The 25,869-nt window shown below is 65.6% G+C and carries 24 protein-coding genes; 11 read left to right on the top strand and 13 right to left on the bottom strand.

What is annotated here, in order from left to right:
- Positions 1-64 precede the first annotated feature (64 nt).
- Entirely contained in the window at positions 65-1,183 is a 1,119-nt protein-coding gene (gene tal, locus VF168_13785; protein HEX7005250.1) for a transaldolase, read from the top strand.
- 111 nt (positions 1,184-1,294) lie between these two features.
- Positions 1,295-1,549 (top strand): hypothetical protein, encoded by a 255-nt coding sequence (locus VF168_13780; GenBank protein ID HEX7005249.1) that lies wholly within the window; start codon positions 1,295-1,297, stop codon positions 1,547-1,549.
- Between the two features lie 209 nt (positions 1,550-1,758).
- On the opposite strand, the gene chaB is transcribed toward VF168_13780, so the two are convergent.
- The 3 genes from chaB to VF168_13765 all read right to left on the bottom strand — a co-directional run bounded on the left by chaB (position 1,759) and on the right by VF168_13765 (position 7,075).
- Positions 1,759-1,992, bottom strand: coding sequence for a putative cation transport regulator ChaB (chaB, locus tag VF168_13775; protein ID HEX7005248.1), 234 nt, complete (start codon positions 1,990-1,992; stop codon positions 1,759-1,761).
- Between the two features lie 191 nt (positions 1,993-2,183).
- Entirely contained in the window at positions 2,184-5,735 is a 3,552-nt protein-coding gene (locus VF168_13770) for an AAA family ATPase (protein ID HEX7005247.1), read from the bottom strand.
- Complete coding sequence (locus VF168_13765; protein ID HEX7005246.1) at positions 5,732-7,075, bottom strand: DNA repair exonuclease; 1,344 nt, start codon at positions 7,073-7,075, stop codon at positions 5,732-5,734. Before VF168_13765 ends, VF168_13770 begins: the two co-directional genes overlap by 4 nt.
- Before the next feature lie 235 nt (positions 7,076-7,310).
- On the opposite strand from VF168_13765, the gene trxA reads away from it, so the two are divergent.
- Positions 7,311-7,631, top strand: coding sequence for a thioredoxin (gene trxA / locus VF168_13760; protein HEX7005245.1), 321 nt, complete (start codon positions 7,311-7,313; stop codon positions 7,629-7,631).
- 10 nt (positions 7,632-7,641) lie between these two features.
- Here the strand turns inward: trxA and VF168_13755 are convergent, their stop codons facing one another.
- Genes VF168_13755 through VF168_13745 form a run of 3 tightly spaced genes read right to left on the bottom strand, consistent with a single transcriptional unit; the run spans position 7,642 to position 10,366 of the window.
- Positions 7,642-8,478: an SURF1 family protein gene (locus VF168_13755; GenBank protein HEX7005244.1), complete on the bottom strand. Its 837-nt coding sequence runs from the start codon at positions 8,476-8,478 to the stop codon at positions 7,642-7,644.
- 16 nt (positions 8,479-8,494) lie between these two features.
- Positions 8,495-9,391, bottom strand: coding sequence for a heme o synthase (locus VF168_13750; protein HEX7005243.1), 897 nt, complete (start codon positions 9,389-9,391; stop codon positions 8,495-8,497).
- Positions 9,392-10,366: a COX15/CtaA family protein gene (locus VF168_13745; protein ID HEX7005242.1), complete on the bottom strand. Its 975-nt coding sequence runs from the start codon at positions 10,364-10,366 to the stop codon at positions 9,392-9,394.
- A gap of 348 nt (positions 10,367-10,714) precedes the next feature.
- Between VF168_13745 and VF168_13740 the strand changes: the two genes are divergently transcribed.
- The 6 genes from VF168_13740 (at position 10,715) to VF168_13715 (ending at position 16,232) form a co-directional block, all read left to right on the top strand.
- Positions 10,715-11,839, top strand: a complete 1,125-nt coding sequence (locus tag VF168_13740; GenBank protein ID HEX7005241.1) for a tetratricopeptide repeat protein — start codon at positions 10,715-10,717, stop codon at positions 11,837-11,839.
- Between the two features lie 285 nt (positions 11,840-12,124).
- Positions 12,125-13,132: a 30S ribosomal protein S2 gene (rpsB, locus tag VF168_13735; protein HEX7005240.1), complete on the top strand. Its 1,008-nt coding sequence runs from the start codon at positions 12,125-12,127 to the stop codon at positions 13,130-13,132.
- A 44-nt stretch (positions 13,133-13,176) separates the two neighbouring features.
- Complete coding sequence (tsf, locus tag VF168_13730; GenBank protein HEX7005239.1) at positions 13,177-13,770, top strand: translation elongation factor Ts; 594 nt, start codon at positions 13,177-13,179, stop codon at positions 13,768-13,770.
- 2 nt (positions 13,771-13,772) lie between these two features.
- Positions 13,773-14,507, top strand: coding sequence for a UMP kinase (gene pyrH / locus VF168_13725; GenBank protein ID HEX7005238.1), 735 nt, complete (start codon positions 13,773-13,775; stop codon positions 14,505-14,507).
- Between the two features lie 223 nt (positions 14,508-14,730).
- Entirely contained in the window at positions 14,731-15,285 is a 555-nt protein-coding gene (frr, locus tag VF168_13720) for a ribosome recycling factor (protein HEX7005237.1), read from the top strand.
- A 101-nt stretch (positions 15,286-15,386) separates the two neighbouring features.
- Positions 15,387-16,232: a phosphatidate cytidylyltransferase gene (locus VF168_13715; protein ID HEX7005236.1), complete on the top strand. Its 846-nt coding sequence runs from the start codon at positions 15,387-15,389 to the stop codon at positions 16,230-16,232.
- Between the two features lie 31 nt (positions 16,233-16,263).
- Here VF168_13715 and VF168_13710 read toward each other — a convergent pair whose 3' ends face one another.
- Positions 16,264-17,769 (bottom strand): GGDEF domain-containing protein, encoded by a 1,506-nt coding sequence (locus VF168_13710; GenBank protein ID HEX7005235.1) that lies wholly within the window; start codon positions 17,767-17,769, stop codon positions 16,264-16,266.
- Between the two features lie 423 nt (positions 17,770-18,192).
- On the opposite strand from VF168_13710, the gene VF168_13705 reads away from it, so the two are divergent.
- The gene (locus VF168_13705) at positions 18,193-20,550 is read left to right on the top strand and encodes a glutamine--tRNA ligase/YqeY domain fusion protein (protein ID HEX7005234.1); all 2,358 of its coding nucleotides are present in this window, start codon (positions 18,193-18,195) and stop codon (positions 20,548-20,550) included.
- Positions 20,551-20,556: 6 nt separating this feature from the next.
- On the opposite strand, the gene VF168_13700 is transcribed toward VF168_13705, so the two are convergent.
- Both VF168_13700 and VF168_13695 read right to left on the bottom strand, forming a co-directional pair.
- On the bottom strand, positions 20,557-20,835 hold the full coding sequence (locus VF168_13700) for a hypothetical protein (protein ID HEX7005233.1): 279 nt from the start codon (positions 20,833-20,835) through the stop codon (positions 20,557-20,559).
- A 183-nt stretch (positions 20,836-21,018) separates the two neighbouring features.
- Positions 21,019-22,512 carry a peptidase S10 gene (locus tag VF168_13695; protein ID HEX7005232.1) on the bottom strand — a complete coding sequence of 498 codons (1,494 nt, stop codon included), beginning with the start codon at positions 22,510-22,512 and terminating at the stop codon, positions 21,019-21,021.
- A gap of 87 nt (positions 22,513-22,599) precedes the next feature.
- Here VF168_13695 and VF168_13690 point away from each other — a divergent pair, with 87 nt between their 5' ends.
- Positions 22,600-23,910 carry an MATE family efflux transporter gene (locus tag VF168_13690; protein HEX7005231.1) on the top strand — a complete coding sequence of 437 codons (1,311 nt, stop codon included), beginning with the start codon at positions 22,600-22,602 and terminating at the stop codon, positions 23,908-23,910.
- A gap of 9 nt (positions 23,911-23,919) precedes the next feature.
- Here VF168_13690 and VF168_13685 read toward each other — a convergent pair whose 3' ends face one another.
- The 4 genes from VF168_13685 to VF168_13670 all read right to left on the bottom strand — a co-directional run bounded on the left by VF168_13685 (position 23,920) and on the right by VF168_13670 (position 25,747).
- Positions 23,920-24,168 (bottom strand): dodecin, encoded by a 249-nt coding sequence (locus VF168_13685; protein ID HEX7005230.1) that lies wholly within the window; start codon positions 24,166-24,168, stop codon positions 23,920-23,922.
- A 170-nt stretch (positions 24,169-24,338) separates the two neighbouring features.
- Positions 24,339-24,581 carry a cold-shock protein gene (locus VF168_13680; GenBank protein ID HEX7005229.1) on the bottom strand — a complete coding sequence of 81 codons (243 nt, stop codon included), beginning with the start codon at positions 24,579-24,581 and terminating at the stop codon, positions 24,339-24,341.
- A 213-nt stretch (positions 24,582-24,794) separates the two neighbouring features.
- Positions 24,795-25,058, bottom strand: coding sequence for a cold-shock protein (locus VF168_13675; protein HEX7005228.1), 264 nt, complete (start codon positions 25,056-25,058; stop codon positions 24,795-24,797).
- A 134-nt stretch (positions 25,059-25,192) separates the two neighbouring features.
- A complete protein-coding gene (locus tag VF168_13670) occupies positions 25,193-25,747 on the bottom strand; it encodes a 2'-5' RNA ligase family protein (GenBank protein ID HEX7005227.1) in 555 nt (184 codons plus the stop codon).
- Positions 25,748-25,869 lie beyond the last annotated feature (122 nt).

Here is a 25,869-nt window from a genome sequence, read left to right as displayed (position 1 = left end):
CGCCCGAACGGCGGTCGGGCGCATATCCTGAAGCGAGCAGCGAAGCCTACTCGGGAGGCGAGAGATGAACAGACTGAAGAAACTACAGGAGTTCGGGCAGAGCGTCTACCTGGACGAGATACGCCGCAGCATGCTCACCGACGGTACGTTGAAGACGCTCATCGAACGCGACGGCCTGCGGGGCGTCACCTCGAATCCCGCCATCTTCGAGAAGGCCATCAGCCAGAGCGACGACTACGACGAGACCATCGAACAGCTCAGACGCGAGGGCCAGAGCGTCGAAGAGGTCTACGAGGAGTTGGTGATCGCCGACATCCAGGCGGCCGCCGACCTGCTGCGTCCCGTCTACGACGAGAGTGACGGTCGTTACGGCTTCGTCTCGCTGGAGGTGAATCCGCACCTGGCGTCCGACACCGAAGGAACTATCGCCGAGGCGCGCCACCTGTGGCACGAACTCACCCGACCGAACGTGTTCATCAAGGTCCCCGGCACCGAGGCCGGCCTGCCGGCGATCCGCAAGCTCACAGCCGAGGGGATAAACGTCAACGTGACCCTCCTCTTCGGCATCGACCGCTACCGGCAGGTGGCACTCGAATACATCGCGGGACTCGAGGATCGCCTCGCTGCCGGCGAGCCGATCCAACAGGTGGCATCGGTGGCCTCCTTCTTCCTGAGCCGGATAGACGTGATGGTCGACCCGGTGCTTCAGGAGATCGCAGCCGAAGGTGGCGAGCGGGGCGCCAGAGCGGCGGCCCTCCAGGGGAAGATAGCAGTCGCCAACGCCAAGCTCGCCTACCGGGCGTACCGGGAGATCTTCTCGGGCGAACGCTGGGAGCGGCTGGCCGGCGAGGGCGCCAGGACGCAGCGGGTGTTGTGGGCATCGACCAGCACGAAGAACCCAGCCTACGCGGACACGATGTATGTCGAACCGCTCATAGGCCCCGACACCGTCAACACCATGCCGATGGAGACGCTCGATGCGTACCGAGATCACGGCGAGCCCGCCGACCGGATCGAGCAGGGGATGGAAGAGGCGGAGGAACAGATGCAGACCCTCGCCGGCCTGGGCATCGACATCGACGACGTTACCGCGAGGCTCGAGCGTGAGGGCGTCGAGAAGTTCGTCAAGCCGTACGACTCGCTGATGAAGACGCTGGCGGAGGCGGCCGGCGCGCCCGCCTGAACTAGTACAGGACGGAGCCGGCGGGCATCACGACGGACCTCCGAGGACCATGGGTTGGTGTACAGTCCCGGGCCGATCGGGGGGCCGAAACTGTCGTCGAAGGGGGGCAGTATGCCCGATACGAACTTCAAGAACGCGGACCCCAAGAAGCAGTACAACACGCCCGAGAACCCGAAGGATCGGCACGGCTCGTACGACCGGGGACAGGATTTCGACCCGACCGACGGTTACGACGATCATCCCGACGATCAGTGGACCTCCGACATGATCCACGAGGAGGACAAGTTCTTCAGCCGTGAGGGTCACCAGTACGAGGACGAGGAGGAGGAAGCCGAAGAGGGGCGCAAGGAACGGACGAAAGGGTAGACCCGGGCTCACGTCCGGAAAGTCGAAACAACTGCCCGGGACAGCGCCGTCTCGGGCCTTTTCGTGCCCCATGGGACGGCGGGGCCGAAGCTGACCGAGGTTCAGACCAGGTGGAGGTTGCGGGCCTTGGTGAGGCCATTCTCCTCGAAGTGCCGCATGAACACCTTCCGTGCGATCACGGGACTCAACTCGCCGTCCTGTCGATGCGGCTACTCCTTCTTCTCTACCCAGCGGCCGTCCTCGTTCTTCTCGTACTCGCGTTTCACCGCTGCCCAGGCGACCTTGTGGGCCGTCTCCTCACGTGAAGCATCTCCGCGTCGCTCCTCCGGCTCGTCGTACTGATCCCAGGCGCTGTTGAACGCTTCCTTATAGATCTCCTGGGCATGCTTGGGCACATTGTCGCGAACGCTCTCCGGCAGGTCGGAAATCTTCTTGTACGGCATCTCGCTCCCCCCTCGGTTCGATGGTGAAGGAGTTCCGTGTAGCAGTCTGTAGCTACGGTTTCGCGCTGGCTTCGCTGCTCCTGCTGCAATCGCCTTCAACCGGCACGCGACGCGCACCAGAAGAAACGGGCACAGGAGTCCCTAGGTGTCGAAGCACTCGTGACCGATCGCCGGCCTGACGAACTCTCTCTTCAGTCGACAGCTTGACCGCGTCCGCCGCTGCTCACGCCGGCTTCGAGCCAGTTCGAGATCTCCGTTGCGAGCGCGAACAGGTCGAGGCCGTCGTCGCTTAACACCCGGCCTGCTCTCGTCGACAGTTGGGCAGCCACGTGCTGCCGCAGGGCGGCGGGGTCGAGCGTCTCCCGCTCGTCGAGGTAGCCGTGATCCAGCAGCCACTCTGCCAACTGCTCCTTGTTGCTCTCCCGAAAGCCTCGGAGAACTCCGTCCGCCAGCGCGGCCATCAGACGTTCGGCGTCGCCTTCCAGGTCGCGGGCGAGCTCATCGGCTCTGTCCAGGAAGATCGCCGTGACGGCTCCCGAGCTGTCGAGCGCCTCCCTGTCCACCGGCCGTCCTCGGCCCCGCCGCCACCCGTCGAACCAGGCATCGGCCGCTTCGATCCGCAGCGCCAGGTCCCGCTGGTCGTTCTTAGTCAGAAGCAGCGACGCGGCACCGGAACGGAGAAACGATCGCATTGACCCCATCCGTTCGATCTTGTGCTCAAGCAGGTCGTGGAGGAGCTGGAGGTCGTCGCGAAGCAGATGGAAGATGTGGAGGGTCGCCGCCGGTGCGAGCGGATCTACCGCCGGCACACCCAACTTCACCGCGTACTCCTCCGCTGAGGCCGTTCCGGGAGTCGGGACCGGCAAGGCAGACGGAAGTTCGAGATGTCCAGGTTCCGTTACCGCCTCCGCACGTCCTCGCACCACGCCTATATCGATCGCTCGAACGGCAGGGCTTCCGTCGCCGTCGCTCCAGAAAAAGGCATCAGCGGGTCGGGCAGTCAGGTAGAACACCTGGCGGCCGGCAGCGGCAAGGTCTCGCAGGCTGTCGGTAACAGCTCGGAAGCGATCGGGGTCGGCAGTAGTCAGGGCCTCGTCGAGGAACAACGGCAGGGACCGCCGGCCTTGCTCCGCCTGAAGGGCGTACGCCACCCGTACCGCCAGCAACAGCTGCGCCCTCGTACCGGTGGACAGCTCGTCGAGGCGCCGCTCCTGTCCGGACACAGTTTCAAGCGCCCGGAACTCAGGTTCGGAACTCCCTCCGAAGCGCAGTTCGTAACGATGCCGAGTGAAGAGTCGGAACCACTCCTCTGCCCTCCGCAAGGTATCCGGCCGGCTGCTCGCGACGTGCTCCTGTTCGACCCCCTCGAGCAGGAGAGTTCCCGCGTCTGCCAAGAGGGCTTCCTCATACCTGACGCGCAGGGAGTCTTCGGCGCTCTGCCGATCCGCCCGCAACCGCTCGAGCTTCCGCTCGGACTCGGCCGACTCCACCAGGGTCTCGATCTTCGTTATCTCCTCGGTGAGTGCCTCATGGCGTCCCGCCTCGACTCTCCGTGCCTCCAGTTCGACGTGCAGACCTTCCTCATCGTCGTTCACGACGTAGGTCAGGAGTTCCTCGCTCTTCACCAGCGGCGTCAGACGCGAATCTTCGAGCTCGAGTTCGCGCTTCTTCTCGATCAGGTCTTCCCACGCGGATAGGCATCTTAGTCGATCGCGTAGCTCGAGCTCGGCAGCGCTCTCGTCGAGGCCGGCCAGGCCGATCGCCTCGAACAGCCTCCCTACGTCGGCCTGCCTCGCCCGCAACTCCTCGTCGAGGCGGGTGATCTGGGCGGTGGCGGTCTTCAGTTGCTGCTCTGCCCCATCCCGGAGCCGGAGCCGCAGCTCGAGGGCTTCGAGCCGCGCCTCGAGTACCTGGGCGTCGAGCGCTTCCTGTCCGGGCGCTTCACCGTGGCGGGCGAGGAAGACGGTGATGAGCTCGCGTGTGGGGGCGATCTCCCCTCTCAGCATCTCTATCTCGGCCGTAGCAGCGTTCAACCTGTTCCGACTGGTGTCAACGAGAAGGGTGAGACGCAGCCAGCGATCGAACGAGGAGTCCAGCCGTTCAGGGTCGAAGCCGACCTCTCGGGCGAGGCGCGCGAGTGCCGTGCGTTCATCGCGCAGCTGCTCCTCGGTCGCCGCGAGCTCCCTCGAGAGCACGAGCCGACGCTGCGAGACCAGTAGCGCCTGCTCGGCGGCAGCTAGCTCCCGAGTTACCAGGTCGAGTGCTTCGCGAACCGCTGCTTCGTTCCAGGCCGCGGGCCCTTCGATCCCGCTGCGCGAGAACGACTTGCGACTCGCCCCCTTCTCACCGCTTGTCGACAGGTACATCAGGTAGAACCCGAGGAGGAACAGGAACGCCAGCAGTGGATAACCGACCACAGGGGCAGCGTGAGCGAGGTCGTTTGGAAGCCGGTCGAGAGCTGCCGGTCCAGCCGAGATGGTCGCTCCCAGTGCAGCGGCGAAGGCCAGCATGGCCAGGAAGAGACCGAGTAGGCGCCTGCCGGTCCAACGTGCCCGCCCGTCTGCGGAAAGCCAGGTCGATAGGGAGTTCCGGGCCGAGCGCAACGCCTCCACGCCGGGGCCGCTCGCTTCGGGAGGCAGTCCAGCCAGCTCGCTGCGGAGCCGGAGTAGCTTCGCGTCCAGCTCTCGTTTGACCGTGAGTCCCTGCTCGACGCGCGTGAGCGTGTCGGGATCGAGGCGTACCTCTGGCGGCTCCTCCCCGTGGGTTCGCTCCTGAGGGCGTAACTCGTCCACTGCCCGATACACTGCCTCCGCTGCCTTGGCTCGTTCCTTGGCGGCCTGTGCCGCCTCGGACTCGAGCTCCCGCAACCGGCGCAGCCGCGCACGATACTCGCGGATGTCACCCTCGTCGAGTTCCGACCCCCGAAGGCCGGACGCTTCGAGTTTCGCTTCCGCGGACTTGCGAGCGGCGATCGCACTCTCTTTCTCGAGCTCCAGTTCGATCATCGCCTCACGGGCTGCCCCCAGCCGCTCCAGTTCATCGCCCCTGAGTAGGTCGAGCCCTTGCGGAAGCGCTTCGAGGAACTGCCGATTGCCGGTCAGGCGTCGCCTCACACTGAGAAGTTCGAGAGCCTTCTCCAGCTGCTCCGTCTTGCGATGGGCCGCCCAAGCCGATGCCTTGAGCCGCCTCAACCTATCCAGGTCTTGCTCCCGGCGATGCAGTTCTGCCAGCTGCTGTCGAGCCGCCCGAAACTCTCCGTCGGCCCTGGAGAGCTCCCGCTGCTCCGAACGGCCGAGAAGTGGGCGTACCCTGAACGGCTCGCTCTCCAGCAGCGCCCGCAGGTCGTAGCCGCCGGATAGCTCGCGCCCCAGCCGGCTCGCGATCTCTTCGTCGGTTTCGGCCGCCCCGCTCAGGTCTTCGAGACGCAGCGTGTAACAGGAGATGAATCGAGCGTCGGGAAGCGGCGGCGCATCGGCCGATGACCCGTTCCTGGACCAGCGGATGGCGTCACCTAGCCTCAGCGCTTCGAGGCGCTCGCCGCCGTCTTCGAAGACGCCCTCCAGGTGCACGTTCTGACCGCGAAGCTCGCTCTCATACAGGAGAGCACGGACGGCCCTCACGATGCTGCTCTTTCCGGAGGCGTTCGGACCGGTGATGACGTTTACCCCCGTTCCGAACTGGTCGATGTCGAACCCGGGGTAGATACCGGGCAGACGGATCAAGCGAAGCTCTACGAGCCTCATCCGAGGCTCTCCTTCTGAGCGAGCAACTGGTCGAGCGCCCGCAGGGCGGCGGCTTCGATGATCTCGGCCAACCGGTCTTCGCTCAGCTGCTCGCTGGAAGCGATCGCCTGGAACTGCTTGCGTCGCCCCACCTGCTCCAAGCGCGAACGCGCCGCACGGAGCAGCTCCTCGCGCTCCCCCGGATCCCTCTCACCTCTTATCGTGAGGAGACGTGCCGCCATGAGTCCGACCGGGTCGCGGTCGCGAGCCAGCTCCGCCAGGTCGACGGCCGGCAGGACGTTGAAGCGGACGTCGTGGACGAAGTAGCTGATGCCGAAGCTGCGGTGTAGCAGTTCGGCACGGGGATCCACCTCCTCCAGAGCACGCCGCAGGCGGTCACCATGGCGGCTTCGTCCGATCAGGATCAGTCTCACACCGACCGCGGAAGGGGGAACGGGGAGGCGCGCGAGCTCTTCGTGAAGCTCGTCGATGGCCGCGCTGATCCGGACGTGAACCTCGTCGGGATGGTCGAGCGCGTCTACCGGGACCTCGACAGTCTCCCAGCGAAGCGGCGCCAAGGCGTGGTGCTCCATCTCGATGCGGCCTGCAGGCGAAATCGTGAGCATCCAGGCGCCGCGCGCTCCCGCCTCGCCGGGATCCATACCGGTGATCGAGCCGAGGTATCCGATGGGCCTGTCTCCGGTCATCGGGTCGGGCTTGTGGACGTGACCCAGCAGCCAGGCGTCGACCTCGGCCCCGGCGAGGGCTGCGCTGGACACCGGCGCATAGCGGCTGTCCGAACCGTCGCGGTCGCAGTGGAGGATTCCGACAGTCGGTTCCGGCCGGCGCTCGGGGAGTCCGCGAAGGGGGTCAGCTGCGACTACTTCGGCCGGAAAAGACCAGCCCACGAGGTGAACGCGAAGGCCGCCAGGGCCCTCCACCGTGAGTGCCTCCCACTCGCCTCCCTCACCCAGGAGGGTGAAACCGGGCACCGCTCGAGCCAGCCGCGGCAGGACGTCGAGGTCGTGGTTGCCAGCCACTCCCACGACCGCAATGCCCGCTTGGGCGAGTCGCTCCACCCCGGTCCTCAGATCTGCGTACGCCTCGTAGAAGTCGTCGTTCTGTTCGACTACGTCTCCAGCGAGAACGACTGCTTCGACGCGCTCCGAGATCGCCATCTCGACCAGGCGGAACCAGGCGGTGGCCGGCGACAGAGTCCGTGTCGAGGCGAGACCAAGCAGCTCGGGCCGCACACGGGAAGGCTGCCGACCGAGGTGGATATCTGCCGCGCAGAGCAGCCTGAGAGAGGCACTCGATTCGCTGGGGGCGTTATCGAACAAGTCAACGACAGTTTCCCACACGGCGGTATCCGGTGTAGGCGTGAGAAGGCAACAACCGATTTCGACTGGGCAGGAGACGAGACGCCGCGGCCGTGCTAGCCACGTCACGCCTTCCCGTGCCGGCGCAGGCGATGATTCAGATGTGATGAATACGGTCGTCCTCTGCACCCGATGCGGTTCGAAGAACAGGCTGGGGCGCCCACCCGATGGTCAGGTGCCGGTCTGCGGCAAGTGCGGCTCGAACCTCCCCTGGCTCGTGCATGGTGGCGACGCCACTTTCCGGGAGGAGATCGCATCGCCGGTGCCGGTACTGGTCGATTTCTGGGCACCATGGTGCGGCCCATGCCGGATGGTGGCGCCGGCCCTCGAGGAGTTGGCGAGCGAACAGAGCGGCAAGCTCAAGGTTCTCAAGGTGAACGTGGACGAGAACCCGGGGGTCTCCGGAGAGTACCGGGTGATGAGCATCCCGACCCTGATCCTCTTCAGGGGCGGCGAACCGGTCGAGACTATCGTTGGAGCGCTACCCAAGCAGGCCCTCTGGCAGAAGCTGGCACCCCACCTGGAGCCGCCGGCCTAGTCGACGGACCCTACTCACCCCCAGGCGTCGGTTCGCGGAGGGTCCGTCTCAGCAGGATGGCGTAACCGACTAAACCGATGAGCGCGAACGAGAACCACTGCACCGCGTAAGAGAGGTGGGGGCCGCGGCTGAACTCCGGCTGCTGCGGGAGGAGCGGCAACCGCTCCGGATGCGGGGGCTCGAGCGCCGTGAGCTGCAGGTAGACGGGCGCCACATCGAACGGGTACTGCGGCGCCAATCGGTCGACGTCGACGTAGTAGGCCCTCTCGAGTTCGCCTTCCGGCGGGTCGCGAGGCGAGATGCTGGCTGCCCAGCCCTCCGGCGGATCCTCCTCCAGGCGCACGATCCCCTCGGCCCGCACCTGCCCGGCCGGTGGCGCGGCCTCCTCCACCGGCGGTTCGTCCAGCGCTCTGGGCACCCAGCCCCGGTCCACCAGCACGGCGCTTCCGTCGGACCGGACCAGCGGGGTCAGCAGATGCCAGCCAGGCTGGCCGTCGCGGCTTCGGGAGCGGAGCAGTATCTCCTGCTCGGGTGCGAAGGTGCCTGCGACGAAGGCACGTCGGTAGGCGAGCTCCTCCAGCCCGCCGTCGGCACTCCTGACTCCGTTCGTATCGGGGCCAACAGCCTCCAGAAGCGAGCTCAGCCTCACCGGCTCGGCCTCCATGCGCGCCTCTACGAGGTCGTTCTCCTTGGTCCTCTGCTCCAGCCGGCGCAACTGCCAGAAGCCGAAGTTGATGAAGAGGAGGACCAGTGCCAGGGCGAGCAGGTGACCTGCGATCCACTTCGGCGTGAGCAGAACGCGCGCGCCGGAGCGCTCTCCTTGTGCGGGCAGAGAGTCGTCGTTCACGAACCGGTGCTCTCGATCAGAGGAAGAACATCCTATCGAGCGCCATCGTGAGGAAGAGCAGCGCCAGATAGGTCATCGAGTACTTGTAGACGGGCAGGGCCGTGACCTTGTCGATCTTCTCCCCGCGCTCGACGGCCTGGAAGAGTCGCCAGACTCGCATCACCAGAACCAGGTTGAGGGCCAGCGCAGCGCCGAAGTAGAGGATGCTGAACTCGTGCATGAGGAAGGGGAGGATGGTGAGGACCATCGTCAGCAGGGCGTACATCACCATCTGCAGTACCGTCGCCCGGTCGCCGATCACGAGCGGCGCCATCGGCACGCCTACCGCCCTGTAATCCTCCTTGATCATCAACGCCAGCGCCCAGAAGTGCACCGGGGTCCATAGGAAGACCAGGGTGAAGAGGCACCAGGCGAGGATGCTGAGGTTGCCGGTGACCGCGGCCCAGCCCACCAGCGGCGGGATAGCGCCGGCGGCGCCGCCGATGACGATGTTCTGCCAGGTCGAACGCTTGAGCCAGATGGTGTAGACGATGACGTAGAAGGCGATGCCTGCCCAGGAGAGCAGAGCGGCCAGGACGTTCGATACAGCAGCGATGATGACGAACGAGAGGAGGGTGAGCGCGACGGCGAAAAGGATCGCGTTCCGTGTGGAGACCACATGCGTCACCATCGGGCGCCTGGAGGTGCGGCGCATCCGCTTGTCGATGTCGCGATCGTAGATCATGTTGTAGACCCCAGCCGCCCCGGCCGACATGTAGCCGCCCACGAGCAGTCCGAACAGGGGCAGCCAGCCGGGGAAGCCACGGGCGGCGATGAACATCGCCCCGACCGTGGTGAGCAGCAGCAGGCTGATGACGCGCGGTTTGGTGAGGGTCAGATAGTCGCGCCAGGTGGCACGCGGAACTGTAGTCATCTAGTAGTTCTCCAGGGGGGTGGCGACGTTCGCGTCGGGGAGTGGGGACCTGGCGGGGTAGCCGAGTGCAGAGATCGCAAGGGCCGAAAGCAGAGCGAACGCTATCACCGCCAGCGCGAGGTGCAACACTTGCAGTACCACCGGGGCGAGCATCGCGAAGTTCAGGGTGCCCACCGCCAGCTGCACCAGGTAGACGCCGAAGAGTGTTCGAGCGACGGCCCGAGCGCGCGGTACCGGCTTTATGAGCCAGCTGAGTCCCAGGCTGAGGAAGAGGTAGATTCCGACGGTGACCGCGATCACCGGGTGCAGGACCCGCAACCTGATGAGCAGGTGCGAGTCGGCATCGAAGTCGGCTGCCAGCCCCTCGGCGAGTGAGTCGGAAGGGAACATCGTGTTGCCCATGGCGGCTATGCCGCCGCTGAACATGAGCACCAGCATCCCCACGAGTCCAACCGCCAGCACCGTGGTCAGCAGCCCTTGCCTGTCGACGCGGAGGGGCCACGCCGGGGCCTCCTTGCGGGCGTAGACGAGAGCACCGGTCACAGTGCCGATGAGCAGCAGTGAGTTGACGAGGTGGACGGCAACCAGCAGACCTCGGGCCAGGCTGACGTTGTCGCCGGTGTACTCGAGAAGCACCGTCGCGGCCCCCAGCAGCGCCTCGAAGATGAGGAACACGAAGGCGGCCGAGGCGAAGGTGAACAGGCCGGGTCGCTCGCGGCGGGCCCGGAAGGCCCTGGTGAGCAGCCAGGCGCCGAGGACCAGAACCAACAGCGACAGCAGCCTGTGGCTGTACTCGATGAAAGCCTCGGTACCGTGCCCCAACGGCACGACCTGACCGTTGCAGGTGGGCCAGTGGCTGCCGCAGCCCGCACCTGCGCCCAACGCTCGCACCACGGCCCCCTGGAGGATGACGACGACGTTGGCAGCGAGGGTGATCGCCGCGAGTCGGAATGTGGAAAGGCTCTTCACTCTCATCGCTATGGTGTTCCGGTGCTCAGTCAGGTGACCGGCATCGCCGGCGCCGGTATGCTACCACCCCCTACCCTACGCCTGCCCGGCGCCATGCGACCGGGGCAGGGACTCCTGGCTGCCTGGAGGGGGGTTGCTATACTGCCCGGCGAAAACACGATGGGGCAACAGGGAGGTGACTGCCGCCGGGCGGGACGGGCGGCAAGGGCGACGGTTGAGGCGTTGCGCCACATTGGCCTCTCACGCTCCCTAGTAATGATGACGAACGGAGCAATGCATCCCGCGCACTCGAGGACTGTCGGCGTTCCCAACACCGATTCGGGTGCACCCCGTCGAGGACCGGAGGACATCTTGTTGACCAGAAGGACTCTCCCACTCCTACTCATCGTCGTGCTAGGCGTTATCTTCTCCGCCGGCCTGTCGACCTCCGCACTGGCCCAGGAGGAGGGTACCAGTGTCGAGGAGTTCGTCAGGGACGGAACGCTCTTCCTGTTGAGCGGCGACTGCGAGTTGGCTCAGTACTACTTCAAGCAGGCGCTCGAGATCGAACCGGAGAACGCCGAGGCGCTCATCGGCAACGGTCGCGCCCTCGCTTGCCGAAACAACTATCCGCTCGCCATCGAATCGTTCCAGAAGGCGATAGAGGTCGATGCGGACAACTCCGAGGCGTACGTGCAGTTGGCGCTCGCCTACCAGGACCAGTACCTCAGCGATCCGGAACGCTTCCCGAACCGGCTCAACGAGGCGTTGCGCACCCTCGAGATAGCCGAGGAGCAGGACCCCCGTAATGCACGCGTGCAGAACGCCAAGGGCGTCGTTCTCTTCCAGATGGGTAGCCTCCAGGCGGCCCAGACCGCGCTCGAAGCGGCGGTCGAGTTCTCGCGCGCCGAAGGCTCGGCGATGACCGACGAGGAACGCTCGGTGGTGCTGGTCAACCTGGGCAAGACCTACCGTGACCTTGGCAACCTCGAGCAGGCCCTCAACGCCTTCCGGCGCGCGGTGGTGCTCGACCCCACCAGCTCCTCTGCCCACAACAACCTGGGCAACATCCACTACCGGATGGGCAGCTGCGAGGACGCCGAGTACGAGCTGGCCCAAGCCGCCGCCCTCGAGCCTGATTCGCTCTCGGCGGTTTCTCAGCTGGCGATCGCGCTCTTCGAGTGCGGCAACGTGGAGCGCTCCATCCCCTACTTCGAGCAGGCGGTCGAACTGCCTGGCGCGATCTTCAACCCGCCGTTGTACACCTATCTGGCCCGCGCTTACGCTCAGCAAGGCCGCTTCGACGAGGCCGTGAGGCGAGCCCAGCAGGGCGCGCTGCTGGAACCGGTGACCGCCGACGCCTACTTCTACCTGGGAGAGATCTATCAGGCCCGCGGCGAGCAGGGCGACGCTCAAGCGGCCCAGGAGGCGTACCAGCACGCTCTCGAACTGGACCCGCAGCACCAGGGAGCACAGGAGGCGCTGGCCGGGCTGAATTAGCAGAGGCCCGCGAACGGCCATGAGTCGAGTGAGGCGGTCATCGGAGGATGGCCGCCTCTCGTTCGGACGCACGCGGCTGCTCGACGATCGCTTCGCGGGGCGGCGTATCGCAAGCACCCGCGCCGGCCGACTCGAGTAGCGGCCGGTCGCCTCACACTTCGCCTCATCTGCTATCATCGGGAGGTTTGGGCCGCGCCAGCAGCGGGATGTCTGGTCGGCCGGCAGGACGCAGCGAAGGCGGAACTTCGCACATCCATCACTCAACGTCCCGCCATGGAGGAAGAGATGTCTTACCTGGGAATGAAGCAGCTTCTGGAAGCCGGAGTCCACTTCGGCCACGAGACGAAGCACTGGAACCCGAAGATGAAGCGCTACATCTTCGCGGAGCGCAACGGCATCTTCATCATCGACCTACAGAAGACGCTGGTCGAGAGCGAGAAGTCGTTCGACTTCCTCCGCGACGTCGCCAGCCGCGGTGGCACCATCCTCTTCGTAGGCACCAAGAAGCAAGCCAAGGAGATCCTGGCGGCCGAGGCGAAGCGCTGCGGCATGCCCTACATCAACGAGCGCTGGCTGGGCGGTCTGCTCACGAACTTCCGCACCATGCGAGCCCGGGTCGAGCGTCTCAAGGAGCTCGAGGCGATGTTCGAGGACGAGTCGATCCTGCGCTACAGCAAGAAGGAGCAGATCGACCTGGGCAAGGAGCTGCAGAGGCTGCAGCGCTATCTGGGTGGGATCCGCGACCTGGGCCGGTTGCCCGACGCCCTCTTCGTGATCGACCCGACGAAGGAAGCGATCGCCGTGAAGGAAGCGAACAAGCTCGGCATCCCCACCGTTGCCCTGGCAGACACCGACAGCGATCCGGACACGCTCGACTTCATCATCCCCGGGAACGACGACGCCATCCGTTCGATCCAGCTCGTCACCGCCCGACTCTCCGACGTCATCGTCGAGGTGCGAGGCGGGGCCGATGTGGCGGTAGAGACCGAGCAGCAGCCGACGGTCGCCGGGGATGAGCAGCGCGAGACCCTGCCGACCCCCGAGTCGGCACCGGAGCGGGCTATCAGGACAGCCGCCGAAAGAGCCGAGGAAGAGGGTGGCAGCGAGGGCGAGGAGAGCGGCAAGGTCGGCCAGCCGGAAGCGGCTCGCCAGACCGCCGGCGCTACTGAGCCCAACGCCGAATACGACCCGACCGCCAATACCCCCAAGGCCGAGGAGACTTCGACCGAGGCCGAGGACAGCGGGGAGTCGAAGGAAGTTGCTGCCGAGGAAGCAGCCGGGAAGACCGCCTGAGTTCTGAGCAACTTTATCTGGGCAGAAGGAAAGGGAAAGAGCAGATGGCTGTAAGCATGGAGAGCATCAAGCAGCTCCGGTCGATGACCGGCGCCGGCATGATGGACGTCAAGGGCGCTCTCGTGGAAACCGACGGCGACCTGGAGAAGGCCGCCCAGCTGCTGCGGGAGCGCGGTATCGCGAAGGCCGCCAAGAAGGCAGACCGCGCCGCTTCGGAAGGCTTCGTAGGCTCCTACGTCCACCACAACGGCAAGATCGCCACTCTCGTGGAACTGAACTGCGAGACCGACTTCGTCGCGCGCAACGAACAGTTCCAGGACCTGGCGAAGAACCTGGCGATCCACGTCGCCATGAACAACCCCACCTACGTCTCCCGCGATCAGGTGCCCGAAGAGGTCGTAGCGGCCGAGCGGGAGGCGCTCGCCAGCGAAGCGCGTGCTTCGGGCAAGCCCGAGAACGTCATCGAGAAGATGGTGGAGGGGCGTCTCAACAAGTTCTACGCCGAGATCTGCCTGCTCGAGCAGCCGTACATCAAGGATGACAAGCGGACGGTCGAACAGTTGCTCCACGAGGCCATCGCTACTATCGGCGAGAACATCCAGATAGGCAGCTTCGCCCGGATCGCGATCGGCGAGTAAGCATGCAACGAGTCCTGCTCAAGCTGTCCGGCGAGTTCCTCGCCGGACCGGGGGGATTCGGTGTCTCGGCCGAAGCAACCCGTTCACTGGCGCAGGAGATCGCCGCGGCCCAAGGTCGCGGCGTTCAACTAGCGGTAGTCGTCGGGGCCGGTAACTTCTGGCGTGGAGCGCAGCACGGTTCCAACATGGACCCGGCCACAGCCGACTACGTGGGCATGCTGGCCACGGTCATGAACGCGATGGCCCTGCAGGACGCGCTCGAGCAGAAGGGGATCGAGACCCGCGTGCAGTCGGCGATCGCCATGCAGGAGGTCGCCGAACCGTACATCCGCCGGCGCGCGCTCAGGCACCTGGAGAAGGGCCGGGTCGTCATCTTCGGCGGCGGCACCGGCAACCCGTTCTTCACCACCGACACGGCGGCCGCTCTGCGCGCGCTCGAGATCGACGCCGACATGGTGCTGATGGCCAAGAACAACGTCGACGGGGTGTACGACGACGATCCCAACCAGAACCCCGAGGCCCGCAAGTTCGAGCGGCTGAGCTACCTGGAGGTGCTGAACCAGGGGCTCAAGGTGATGGACGCCACTGCCATTAGCCTCTGCATGGGACGTGACATGCCGATAAGGGTGTTCGACATCTTCTCCGAGGGGAACCTCGAGCGACTCCTGGCAGGAGAACACGTAGGGACTCTCATCTCGTCCGGCTCCCCCGCCACGGTGGCCGACGGCTCCGGCTGAGTCGAGAGCGGAACCGACCGGCAGCAGCGGGACGCCCTGTTCAACCGATCGAGAGCAGCAGGAGGCCCTGGTCCGTTTACCGACCGGGAGCAGCAGGACGGCCGCGCTCGAGGGGCCGGCGGCAGCAGCACGACGCCTCCGCTCCAGGTCACTTTTCGGGCGTTAGACTGGGATGATCGAAGCGGTGGTCCACCTGTAGGGCCAGGCACGCGCGGAGGTAAGCATGAACACCGTCCTGAAGGAGACGCGGGAGCGGATGCAGAAGTCGCTCGATGCGTTCGAGCACAACATCGCAGCCGTCCGCACCGGGCGCGCCAATCCGGCCGTCCTCAACCGCGTGACCGTCGATTACTACGGTTCCAGTACCCCCCTCAACCAGCTGGCGACGATCTCCAGCCCCGATCCCCGCACCCTCCTCATCGTCCCGTTCGACAAGAACGTGGTGGGTGACATCGAGAAGGCGATCCGCGAGAGCGACCTCGGGTTCAACCCCGGCAACAAGGGGGACCAGATATTCATCTCCGTTCCGCCTCTGAACGATGAGCGACGCCGCGACCTGGTGAAGACGATCAAGACCATGGCCGAGGAGGCCCGGGTGGCGATCCGCAACATCAGGCGCGACGCGAACGACGAACTCAAGGAGATGCGCAAGGAGAACCTGCTGACCGACGACGAGCTCCGCACCGGCGAGAACGGCGTCCAGCAGATAACCGACGATTTCATCGCGAAGATCGACGTCCGGGTGAAGTCGAAAGAAGAGGACATCCTGGCGGTCTGACCGCCCTCCCGATCACGCTCCCTCTCCGAGGCGGCGGGGAGGCGCGCCGCAACGAGCGGCCGAGCAGGCCCAGATCGGGAGGGCGCGGACGCCTGGTCCAGATGCCCGTCGCACGCATCCTCTCATCGTTCCTGGCGTTCCTGGCCGCCATCCTGGTCTCCTGGGTGGGCCTGCCGCTCCTGGCGCCTATCTACCTTGGCCTCTGCCTGGTCGCGGTGCAGGAGTTCAGCGTGATGATGAACCTGCGGGGGATCCCCATCCGTCGCCGCTCCCTCTGGGTAGCTACGCTCCTCACCCTGCCTGCGGCCCTGCCCCCCGGATACCCCGGCATGGTCGTGCTCCATCCCAGCATCTCCTGGCGCGAAGCGCTGCTGGGCGTCTTCGCCCTCTACCTGATCACCCTCGAGGTGGTGAAGCCGAATCGCAACTCGCTCTACACGGCGGTGTTCACCCTCTTCGGCTACCTCTACATCCCCTGGCTCTTCAGCTACATCATCACCCTCCGCTATACCCCCGATGGAGCGCTCGGCATCTGGTACCTGATGCTGCCGATCCTGGCCGTGGTCGCCGCCGACGTAGGCGGTTACGTGGTGGGCTCGCTCTTCGGCCGTCACGAGCTGGCACCGCTGATAAGCCCCAAGAAGACCCTGGAGGGGGCGGTAGGGGGCGTACTTCTCGCCATCGTCGTCGTCACCGGTAGCCTGTTCCTGCTGGAGAACTGGTTCAACCTGCGGGTGGATCTCTACGACGCTCTGCTGTTCAGCATCCTCGTCGCCTCGGCGGCACAGCTGGGGGACCTCTTCGAGAGCCTGATGAAGCGCTGGGTGGGGGTGAAGGATGCCGGAGTGTTCCTGCCCGGTCAGGGCGGCGTCCTCGACAGGATCGACAGCCACCTCTTCGCGATCCCGGCCACCTACTACTTCATAACGTTGTTCATCCTCGCCTGAAAGCCCGCTTCTCAGGCAACGCCGCTCGCGGTCACTCCTCGACCGTTTCCTCCACGACCACTACCCTGTCACGGCCCTCCCGCTTGGCGCGGTAGAGAGCACGGTCGGCGGACCGCAGCAACGACATCGGATCGCGCCCGCACTCGGGATAGGGGGCGAGTCCGCCGCTGGCGTGGAAGCCCTCGGGACGCCGGCCGGGGTCGCCCGGAGCGCTCCGCGCCAGTCGCTCCCTCAGTCCTTCGAGGCCCTCGATCGCGGCGGAGACGCTGACGTTCGGCAGTATCAGGGCGAACTCGTCACCGCCCAGGCGGCAGAGCACACCCAGCGTTCCAAACGTCTCCTCGGCGATCTCGACGAGCGTCCTGAGCGCTTCGTCCCCCACCTCGTGCCCGTAAGTGTCGTTGATGACCTTGAAGTGATCGATATCCAGCAGCGCGAGGCAGCCTTTCGCCCCCTTCTGTTCCAGGGCGCCCGAGAGGACCTGATGGAAGTAACGCCGGTTGTAGGCGTTGGTGAGCGGGTCGCGCAGCGACTGGCGTTCCAGTTCGCCCACCAACGTCGCCCGCTCCATGCTCGACTCCACGAGCGAAGCGGCGGCCTGCAGGAAGGCGTCGTCCTGTCTCCTGGTATCGGCCGAGGCGGGCGTGGGCACGATTATCCAGCAGTTCCGGTTTGGTAGCCACGCCCCCAACTCCTCGCCGAAGGGCGGCGTCGAACGCAGCTTCGCTCCGTCTACACCAAGCGTCTTCCTCACGGTGTAACGGAGGATCCGCAGGATGTCCTCGTCGGTTCGCGCCTCGTGCATCTCCTGTGCGGCCCGGTAGAGGCCGGTCATGCGCAGATACTCGTCGCGCTGCTTCTGAGTGATCCGGCTGAAGCCGATCACCATCAGCAGCGGGATCGCCCCGAGCACGAGGGCCACCGGTTCGTGGCGTCCAGCGACCCCGACGACCAGTCCGTAGCTGACGACGATCGGCCAGGTGCGAGCGAGTACGTCGGTGACGGAGGAGCGGAACTCATGCGTGAAGGAGGTCCGGTTGAGGATCGCCAGGGCCATCGATACCAGAGACTGGTTGGTGAAGCTGTAGATGAGGGCCGCCAGCAGGCCACCGATGATGTAGCTCTCGGGTTGCGAGCCGTTCACCGGCAGGATTTCCACCGAGACCACTGCCAGGCTCGCCGCCAGCGCCCGAGCCCCGGTGTTGAACAGCACACGCCGGGCAGAGATGCCCCGTACGACAGCGCCGACGAAGAAACCGAGCGAGAGGAACGCGACGATGGGCGCTGGTTCGAGGAAGAGGAACGAGACCAGCAGCAGGATCTCGTCGAAGTCCATGAAGTACGACTCTCCCGGCCGGTCCACCCGGTAGGGGAAGCTCACCATCACGGCGCAGGCGGCCGTGAAGCCGAGCCAGGGAAGCAGCGGCCACTCGGGCTGCCCGAAAGCGAAGAGTATCGCCAAAAAGGAAGCTGCGCCCGCCGCCGCAACCGAGACGATGAGCCGGTCAAGCAACCCTTTGCCGACTAGGACCCGCAATGAAGCGGGTAGTTTCGATCCGCCTGAGGCCGGCGGACTTTCATGACCTTCGCTCAGCATCTCATCACCACCTGCGAAGCTCGCCCCCGATCCGCCAACCTTCCAGTAGACGATAATCTGGAGCGGCAGCGGGCGACGTGAATTCATCGTCAATCGAAGTGCCGCTTTGCGAAGGTTTCGGCCGTCTCGCCGACCCCTGTTAATGCCGGGTACGCCCGAGTAGGGTGAGGCGGTCTCCCTTTTATGCCCTAACGGAGTCCCCGCCGAACGGCTCCAGTGAGCGTCACACGGTCGGCAGAGCGTGTCACCATGGCGTGTCGTACGGGCCCGCCATGCCCGGTCGGGGCCGGTGATAGCCTCGTCTGGGAGGCAACGGGCACGAGCAGCGAAATCAGCCGACGCCGAGAGGCCGCAGGAACGATCATGAGCGAGAAACCGACAACCAGGAGCAGGATCCCGTTCGACGACGAACGGATCCTGACACCCAACTTCATCACCGAGATCGTCGAGCGGGACCTCGGGTCCGGGGCGGTGCAGGAGGTCGTCACGCGCTTCCCGCCCGAACCGAACGGCTACCTCCACATCGGCCACCTGAAAGCGATCTTCCTCGATTTCGGGGTGGCTGACGACTACGGCGGCCGTACCAACCTTCGCTTCGACGACACCAATCCAGTCACGGAAGAGGTCGAGTACGTCGAGGCGATGAAGGAGGATATCCGCTGGCTGGGCTTCGAGTGGGACCTCCTGGTGCACGCCTCGGACTACTTCGAGCGGCTCTACCGGTACGCCCTGCAACTGATCCGCGACGGCAAGGCATACGTCGACAGTCTCTCCGAGGCAGAGATCCGCGAGTACCGCGGTAGCGTCACCGAGCCGGGCCGGGAGAGCCCTTACCGCGGAAGATCGATCGAGGCGAACCTCGAACTCTTCGAACGGATGCGCAAGGGTGAGTTCCCCGACGGGGCGCACGTGCTGAGGGCGAAGATAGACATGAGCTCGCGCAACATGCTGATGCGGGATCCCCTCCTCTACCGGATCCGCCACGCTCACCACTACAGGACCGGCGACAGCTGGCCCATCTACCCGATGTACGACTTCGCTCACCCGCTCTCCGACGCCATCGAAGGGGTGACCCACAGCCTCTGCACGTTGGAGTACGACAACAACCGGGAAGTGTACGACTGGCTGGTCGAGAACCTCACGTCCGAGCCGCGACCGCACCAGTACGAGTTCGCTCGGTTGCGGCTCGAGTACACGGTGCTCAGCAAGCGGCGACTCATCCAGCTGGTAAGCGAGAAGCGGGTGAACGGCTGGGACGACCCCAGGATGCCCACCATCAGCGGTATGCGCCGCCGCGGCGTCACGCCCACCGCCCTGCGCGACTTCGTCAACCGCGTGGGTGTGACGCGCACGGAGAGCCGCACCGACATCGCCCTGCTTGAGCACAGCATCCGTGACGATCTGAACGATAAGGCGCCCCGTGTACTGGCGGTGCTCGAGCCGCTGCGGATCAGAATCACCAACTACCCGGAGGGGGAGTCCGAGTCGATCGAGGCGCCCTACTGGCCCCCCGACGTTCCCAGAGAGGGTAGCCGAGAGCTGCCGATGGGCCGTGAACTGTTCATCGAGCGCGGGGACTTCGCCGAGGATCCTCCCGCTGGGTGGCGCAGGCTCTCCCCAGGGGCAGAGGTGCGGCTACGACACGGCTACGTCATCCGTTGCGACGAGGTCGTCAGGAACGAACGCGGCGAGGTAACGGAGCTTCTTTGCAGTTACGACCCGGAGACACTCGGCCGGAACCCGGTTGGGCGCAAGGTCAGGGGCACTATCCACTGGCTCGCCGCCCACGCGGCGTTGCCGGCTCGATTCCGCCTCTTCGAGCGGCTCTTCTCGGTGCCCGAACCGGACCGGGCCCAGGTGCCGTTCGTCGACACCCTGAACCCGGACTCTCTACAGGTGAGCCACGGTTTCGTGGAGCCGAGCGTCGCGAACGACCCCTCCGATACCCGCTACCAGTTCGAACGGCTCGGTTACTTCTGGCGCGATCCGGTCGACTCCTCCAGCGACGACCTGGTATTCAACCGGATCGTCACCCTCAAGGACTCCTGGACCAAGGCAGAGGTGCCTGAGCAGCAGGAGACGGAGCGGCGCAGGGCGAGCGGTACCGAACCGGCAGCGAAGGAACCGGGTCGACCTTCGCCCCCCAAGGATCCGGTCGCCGAGCTGACGGTCGAACAGAGAACGGCCTACAGCCGCTACCGCGACGTGATGGGGATCGACGAGCGCGACGCGCTGCTCATCGCCGGCGACACCCGGCTCTCGCGCTTCTTCGAGGAGGCGGTGGGCCACTTCGACGATCCCAGGGCGATCGCCAACTGGACCGTCAACGAACTGTTGCGTGAGCTCAAGGGCAGGGACCTCGACGACCTCCCGCTCGCCCCTGAACACCTCGCCGGACTGGTAGCCCTGATCGCCGAGGGGACGGTGTCGGCGCGCGCTGCCAAGGAGGTCTTCGCCCGGATGCTCGAGGGCGGCGGAGCGCCGTCGGAACTGGTAGACGAACTGGGCCTCCGGCAGGTGAGCGACGAGAGCGCTCTGCTCCCGGTAGTGGAGCGGGTCCTGGAGCGGAACCCCGAGAAGGTCACGGCCTATCGCGACGGGAAGACCGGCCTGGCGGGGTTCTTCGTGGGCCAGGTGATGCGGGAGACGGGCGGGAGCGCCAACCCGAAGCTGGTGAAGGAGGTAGTCGAACGGGAGCTCGACCGGGCGAAGGCTCGCTAGCTCAGCTCAGCCGCCCTCCTCTGCCCTTTCGACCCCGGCATCGGTGAGCAGGAAGACCTCGTAGTGCTCGCTGGGCAACTCGCCCCTCCTGTCGTCTTCATGCTCCTCGACCCAGCGTTGCTGCAGCGCCCTGATCGCCAGGTCCTTCGGCACGCTGGTCACCTCCGGCGGGTTCTGATCGAACGCGTAGACGAACCAGCGGTCGTCGACGTTGTCGTGGATGAGCTTGTGAGCCCGCGGATCACTCTTGAGCAGGTCCAGCAGACGGTGTTCATCGAGTTCCATGGCTGGCCTCCCTTCACGCTGAATCCTCCCCCGAAGCGGAGCGAAGAACCGTAGACGGCTCCGCACTCGGGCCTGTCGTCGGGCTTCGAACTCGTTCCGGCCGACCACCTGGCGTCCGCTCCGGCACCGTCAGGCGCTCGGCCGCTTCCCTCCAAGTGAGACGTCGGCCCGTTGCTCGGGCCCTCAGTCGGCGGCCGCGAGCAGGAAGCGGGCTAGCCTCTCCTTCAGCTCGGCGAGCGACTGCCGATGCACGTACATCATGTGTCCGGCCTCGTAGTAGGAGAACTCCAGGTTCTCCCGCAACGTCGGATCGAGGCCCAGGTGAGCGAAGGTGTAGTCGGTTGCGAAGTGGGGCGTGGCCAGATCGAAGTAGCCGCTGGCAACGTGCACGCGCAACTGCGGGTTGATGCTCATCGCTTTGCGGAGCGTCTCTCCCACGTTCACGTAGCGGTTCTCGAACTCCTTGTAGCTCCACGTCTGCCACAGGTCGGCGATGATCTCGTACGGCAGATCGCTGGAGTAGTCCAGGTCGCTGCGCAGGTAGTGATTGAGGGCTGCGGTGTAGGTACCCTGGAAGGCAGCGTAGGCAGGGTCGTACTCGAAGTGCTCGCCGCCCGCGTCGCGGTCTATCCCCGTATAGCGGCTGTCGAGCCGGCCCACGGTGCGCCGCTCGCCGCGCAGCAACTCCTTCGTGAAGCGGAAGATCTCGACCCGCAGATCGTTCGCCTCGACGAACTCGCTGCTCAACCCGCTGAACCGCGCGACCTGGTCGGCCAGGGCCCTCCGCTCGCCCTCGGGCAGCGACGCCCCCTGGAACAGCGCCGGCCAGTAACGCTCCCGGACGAACGTCTCCACCCGGTCGAGCAGCTCCCTCAGCGGCAGCCCTTGCAGTTCGTCGTCCAGCTTGCCGTGGTAGTGAGCCGTGGCGGCGTAGGTGGGCAGATAGACGGCTGGGGGCAGGTCGTTGCCCGGACCGAACAGCAGGGTCGAGAAATCGAGGACTGAGGAGATGAGCAGGAGTCCCGAGAGGTAGAGGCCGTGGCGCTCCTGCAGGTGTCCTGCCAGTCCCGCTGCCCTGGTGGTACCGTAGCTCTCCCCGGCCAGGTACTTGGGTGAGGTCCAGCGACCGTTCTTCGTGCACCAGAGCCTGATCACCTCACCGACCGACTCGATGTCCTTCTTGAAGCCGTGGAACTCCTTCGGCTTCTCCCCCTTGAGGGCGCGACTGTAACCGGTGGAGACGGGATCGATGAACACCAGGTCGGTGAGGTCGAGGAGCGAGTGCTCGTTGTCGACCAGCTGGGGCGTCAGGGTCTCGCCGAGCCCTTCCGGTCCCATGTCTACCCGACGAGGGCCCAGCATCCCCAGGTGCAGCCAGACGGAAGAGGAACCGGGACCCCCGTTGAAGCAGAAGGTGACTGGCCGCGAAGCCGAGTCGGCGACGTCGTCGCGCACGTAGCTCACCACGAAGACCTGAGCCCGCGGCTTGAGGCCCTCGGCCCGGTCTGCCTGATCACCCTGTCCGAAGCTCTCCTCGCGAAGCACCATGGTGCCCGCCGTGGCCGTGTAGGGCACGTGCGCACCGCCGATCCTCGAGTGGTGGCGGGTGAGCCTCAGATCGTCGCGGGGTTCGAGGGTTGCCACCTTGGTGCCGGCGGCGCCGCTCTCCTCTGCCATGTCGACTCCTTCTCCTGCTGCGGCAGTCTAACAACCCGGGGAGGCGCCGGAAGGACCGACCGGAGGACGCGCGATACACTTGGCCTCGTGCTGTCGCGTCGCTTCGACCGGGAGATATTCGCTCTGGCGCTCCCGGCGCTGGGCACGCTGGCGGCGGACCCTCTCGTCTCGTTGGTCGACACCGCCTTCGTGGGACGGTTGGGCACCGTGGAACTGGGCGCGCTGGGCGTGAACAGCGCCCTCTTCGCCCTCGCATTCTTCGTCTTCAACTTCCTCGCCTACGGCACGACGCCGATGGTGGCGAGGGCCAACGCACGGGGAGACGCGGCGGCCGCGGGCCGGCGGATCGTGCAGGCTCTCTTCCTGGCAGCGCTGCTGGGCCTGGCGACGCTTCTCCTCGTCCAACTCCTCGCCAAACCCGCCCTGGTGGCGATGGGAGCCGATCGGCTGTTGCTGGAGCCGGCGCTCGCCTACCTGCGGGTCCGGGCGCTGGCGATCCCGGCGGTTCTGCTGATCCTGGCCGCGAACGGGGCGTACCGCGGTTTCCAGGACACCCGCACGCCGTTCCTGGTGACGCTCGTCCTGAACCTCGTGAACCTCGCCCTCGATCCGATCTTCATCTTCGTATTGGATTGGGGCATTGCGGGCGCGGCCTGGGCCACCGTGATCGGTCAGTGGCTCGGCGCTCTGAGCTTCCTCTGGCTGCTGGCGGGACGGGATCGATCGAAGCTGGGCCCCGTCATCGCCGTCCCTCGACTGGCCGAGCTCCGGCCGTTCCTGCGCATCGGCTGGGAGCTGGTGGTGAGGACCTTCGTTCTGGTCCTCACGCTCGCTCTGGCGACCGCCGTGGCCGCCCGGCTCGGTGTGGTCGAAGTCGCCACCCACCAGGTGGCGGTGCAGATCTGGCTCTTCCTCTCACTCGTCATCGATGCCCTGGCCATAGCGGCTCAGGCCCTAGTCGCCCGTTATCTGGGCGAGGGAGTAGGGGCCGACGCCAGGGCCTTGTCGAACCGGTTGCTGCTGCTAGGCCTGTTCCTCGGGGCCGTGCTGGGAGTGATCCTCTGGGCAGCGCGTCACCTGTTGGCACGTACCTTCAGCGAAGACCCGCAGGTGGTTGCGGGTGTGCTCGCCATCTTCCCCTTCGTCGCCCTCATGCAGCCGCTCAACGCCCTGGTCTTCGTTTGGGACGGGATCTTCATGGGCATGGAAGACTTCCGCTACCTGGCGTGGGCGATGATCGCCTCGGCCGCGGTGGGGTCGCTGCTGCTGATCCTGGTGATCCCGCTGGGTTGGGGTCTTGCCGGCGTCTGGTGGGCGATCGTCGGCCTGAGCCTCGCTCGGCTGCTCAGTCTCGCGCTCCGTTACTGGCGGCCCAATTCGACCCGGGTTCCGGTCTGACCGTTCGGCTCAGACGAAATTCGCTCCCGGTGGCGACCCGGCGTCCCCCTCGCTGTCCAGGGTGAAACCGACCTTCAGGGTCACCTGGTAGTGCGCGATCTTGCCGTTCTCGATATGACCGCGCGTCTCGGTCACCTCGAACCAGCGCATGTTCCGCACCGACTCGGAAGCGCGGGCGATCGCCGTCGCGATGGCGTCCTCGATCCCCTTCTCCGAGGAGCCGGTCAGCTCGATCTTCTTGTAGACGTGATCGTTCATGGCGCTCCCTTCGCTCCCGCCGTCGGCGGCGCCGGTGGTGGTCACCAAGCTAACGCGTCGGCGGGCGCCGTGAAGTTGCCGTGGGCCACAGGCCACTGGCAGCGGTAGCCGGGTGCCGATGAAAAGAGCCGGGCTCTAAGCCCGGCTCGGATTGGTTAGCCTGTTGAACGCTAGTAGCGCTCGCGCCGGCCACCCGAAGGCTCAGCAGCACGAACTACAGAAACGTTGCGGGCCTGCGGGCCCTTCTGACCCTGACCGACTTCGAACTCCACGACGTCGCCTTCGTTCAGGTTGCGGTAGCCGTCACCCTGAATGGCGCTGAAGTGAACGAAGAGATCGGATCCGCCATCATCCTGCTCGATGAAGCCGTATCCCTTTTCGCCGTTGAACCACTTGACTTTCCCTGTAGGCATCCTTCAATCCTTACCGCCCGTCACCGTCTCCGCTTCGGAGACTGTCGCAACGGGACACGAAGCACATCCGGGGCTTCTCCCGGTCACGAAAAACAGCCTATTGGGCTTTTTTCGAAACAATTGACAATAGAACAAACGTTTACGGAATGCAAGACCTGTAGCGACGGAAGCCCGCTGGCATCAGGCAAAACCCCAGCCACCGTTCCGCGGGAGTCAGTACCGCTGCCGGCGGGACCCGAACGAACGGCCTCCCGAGTCGCCCTGGCCCGAGCTCTGGGTCACGACGACGTTCCGGGCCTGCGGGCCCTTCTGCCCCTGACCTACCTCGAACTCGACGACGTCCCCCTCGTTCAGATTGCGATAACCCTCACCTTCGATGGCGCTGAAGTGGACGAAGAGATCGGCTTCCCCGTCGTCCTGCTCGATGAAGCCGTACCCCTTCTCCCCGTTGAACCACTTGACTTTCCCTGTTGCCATCCTCTTTCCAATCCACCCGATCCAGGCGGGTGTAACAGATTCCGGGCTGGACCCGGGTTTCGAAAAAGCCTTGCGTCTTTTCCGGAACGACTAGATTCTAGGGGACGGATATCGTGTAATCAAGTGCTGCCGAACTATGTCTCTGAAGCCGATGCAGGCTCGTCCAGGAGTGAAACCGAATGGGTACTGGGAGGCGGGTAGGAAACCACGCCCGCAGCGACCAACTCGCCTGAGACGGGGCTGAAGGACCGCCAGCACGAGTCGAAAGCGGTAGCCAGCTGGGAGCCGCTCAACCCCATCTCGAGGGTACAGTGCGGCACCCACGACCCGGGTGCGTATAGCTCGTCGAACTCGAGCCGCTCGGCCGCCAGCCGTGCGTAGAAACGGGCGTGGAGTTCGAGGAGCCGCCTCGTGGGCACCGGCGCCAGGAAGAGAACTCCCTTGCTGCTCGAGAACGACGCCAGCGAGACGAGCGTGACCGGGCACCTCTCGGTATCTGCCGCGAAGAGGTCCACGACCTCGCTGAGCCGAGGTACGTCGTCGGTCTCGACCAGCGCGAGGCTGACGTGGGGCCGAGCTCCGGTGAGGAGCGGCGAGGGCTCGATCCCGGCCGCGTGGATCTCTTCCCGGAGCGAGTCGACCGTCCTCTCGGTCCGCGCGTCGAAGTAGAGCTCGACTGCCAGTGCCATCCGCCCTCCGGAGTACCCGAGCCTAGCACGACCCCTCGAACTCCCCTACGGACGTTGGCTATCATCTTGCGCATGACTCCGGTATTCGACATCGATCCTTCCGAGCGGCAGGCCGAGAGCCG

It is taken from the genome of Trueperaceae bacterium, from assembly GCA_036381595.1.
GTDB lineage: Bacteria > Deinococcota > Deinococci > Deinococcales > Trueperaceae > DASVCN01.
Note: the sequence above shows the minus strand (reverse complement) of the source record. Positions and strands in the feature narration are given on the sequence as shown.

Excerpts from the sequence above, each read along its gene's own strand:
- tsf (HEX7005239.1), top strand. The coding sequence starts at position 13,177 with ATGGCTGTAAGCATGGAGAGCATCAAGCAGCTCCGGTCGATGACCGGC.
- VF168_13695 (HEX7005232.1), bottom strand. The coding sequence starts at position 22,512 with ATGGCAGAGGAGAGCGGCGCCGCCGGCACCAAGGTGGCAACCCTCGAA.
- VF168_13780 (HEX7005249.1), top strand. The coding sequence starts at position 1,295 with ATGCCCGATACGAACTTCAAGAACGCGGACCCCAAGAAGCAGTACAAC.
- chaB (HEX7005248.1), bottom strand. The coding sequence starts at position 1,992 with ATGCCGTACAAGAAGATTTCCGACCTGCCGGAGAGCGTTCGCGACAAT.
- VF168_13685 (HEX7005230.1), bottom strand. The coding sequence starts at position 24,168 with ATGAACGATCACGTCTACAAGAAGATCGAGCTGACCGGCTCCTCGGAG.
- tal (HEX7005250.1), top strand. The coding sequence starts at position 65 with ATGAACAGACTGAAGAAACTACAGGAGTTCGGGCAGAGCGTCTACCTG.
- VF168_13675 (HEX7005228.1), bottom strand. The coding sequence starts at position 25,058 with ATGGCAACAGGGAAAGTCAAGTGGTTCAACGGGGAGAAGGGGTACGGC.
- frr (HEX7005237.1), top strand. The coding sequence starts at position 14,731 with ATGAACACCGTCCTGAAGGAGACGCGGGAGCGGATGCAGAAGTCGCTC.
- VF168_13700 (HEX7005233.1), bottom strand. The coding sequence starts at position 20,835 with ATGGAACTCGATGAACACCGTCTGCTGGACCTGCTCAAGAGTGATCCG.
- rpsB (HEX7005240.1), top strand. The coding sequence starts at position 12,125 with ATGTCTTACCTGGGAATGAAGCAGCTTCTGGAAGCCGGAGTCCACTTC.
- VF168_13680 (HEX7005229.1), bottom strand. The coding sequence starts at position 24,581 with ATGCCTACAGGGAAAGTCAAGTGGTTCAACGGCGAAAAGGGATACGGC.
- VF168_13750 (HEX7005243.1), bottom strand. The coding sequence starts at position 9,391 with ATGACTACAGTTCCGCGTGCCACCTGGCGCGACTATCTGACCCTCACC.
- VF168_13705 (HEX7005234.1), top strand. The coding sequence starts at position 18,193 with ATGAGCGAGAAACCGACAACCAGGAGCAGGATCCCGTTCGACGACGAA.
- VF168_13670 (HEX7005227.1), bottom strand. The coding sequence starts at position 25,747 with ATGGCACTGGCAGTCGAGCTCTACTTCGACGCGCGGACCGAGAGGACG.
- VF168_13770 (HEX7005247.1), bottom strand. The coding sequence starts at position 5,735 with ATGAGGCTCGTAGAGCTTCGCTTGATCCGTCTGCCCGGTATCTACCCC.
- pyrH (HEX7005238.1), top strand. The coding sequence starts at position 13,773 with ATGCAACGAGTCCTGCTCAAGCTGTCCGGCGAGTTCCTCGCCGGACCG.
- VF168_13715 (HEX7005236.1), top strand. The coding sequence starts at position 15,387 with ATGCCCGTCGCACGCATCCTCTCATCGTTCCTGGCGTTCCTGGCCGCC.
- VF168_13745 (HEX7005242.1), bottom strand. The coding sequence starts at position 10,366 with ATGAGAGTGAAGAGCCTTTCCACATTCCGACTCGCGGCGATCACCCTC.